Here is a 1,016-nt window from a genome sequence, read left to right on the forward strand (position 1 = left end):
AACTACGCCGTCGCCCGCCTCAAACAAACGCTGAAAGCCAAAGCCGTGCTCTGCGCCGGACTGCACATCAGCCTGGACAACGAAAACACGGGCGAACACGACGAATGGTGCTACCAGGACGGCCTCGCCGCCTACCTGCGCGAACAGACCGGCGACGACACCCTGCCCGCCGAACCCTACACCCTGAGCCACAGCGACGACGAAGGCCAAATCGACCTCGCCCTCACCTGGCAAGAAGGCAGCGGCGTAAACGGCACCTTTGAGAGCTACGCCAACCTCATCCCCACCAGCGGCGGCGGCACGCATGTGAACGGCCTGCGCACCGGCCTGGTCGAAGCGCTGCGCGAATTCTGCGAATTCCGCGACCTCTTGCCGCGCGGCGTCAAACTCGCGCCGGAAGACATCTGGGAAGGCTGCCAGTACGTCCTCTCCGTCAAAATCCCCGAACCGCAGTTTTCCAGCCAAACCAAAGAACGCCTAACCTCGCGCCAGTGCGCCGCCTGGGTCGCCGGCATCAGCAAAGACCAGTTCGGGCTGTATCTCAACAAACACGCCGACATCGGCGAAGCGCTCGCCGCCCTTGCCATTAGCCACGCGCAAAAACGCCTCAATCACAACAAACAAGTTACGCGCAAACGCGCCACCAGCGGCCCGGCATTGCCCGGCAAACTCGCCGACTGCATCAGCCAGGACACCCGCCTCACCGAACTGTTTTTGGTGGAAGGCGACAGCGCCGGCGGCTCTGCCAAACAGGCGCGTGACCGGCAAAACCAGGCGATCATGCCGCTGCGCGGCAAAATCAAAAACACCTGGGAAGACGACTCCGCCGTGGTTATGGGCTCACAAGAAATCCACGACATCGCCGTCGCCATCGGCATCGACCCGGCGAGCGACGACCTGAGCGGCCTGCGCTACGGCAAAATCTGCATCCTGGCGGACGCCGACTCGGACGGCCTGCACATCGCCACCCTCATCTGCGCGCTGATGGTCAAACACTTCCCGGCGCTGGTCAAAGC

1 protein-coding gene is annotated in these 1,016 nt (G+C 63.1%); it reads left to right on the plus strand.

What is annotated here, in order from left to right; all coding sequences use genetic code 11:
- Window positions 1-1,016: toprim domain-containing protein (locus Q0349_RS10930; protein WP_298080980.1), on the plus strand; the 1,016-nt coding region annotated here is incomplete at both ends.

This window comes from uncultured Cardiobacterium sp. (assembly GCF_938028185.1).
Lineage (GTDB): Bacteria > Pseudomonadota > Gammaproteobacteria > Cardiobacteriales > Cardiobacteriaceae > Cardiobacterium.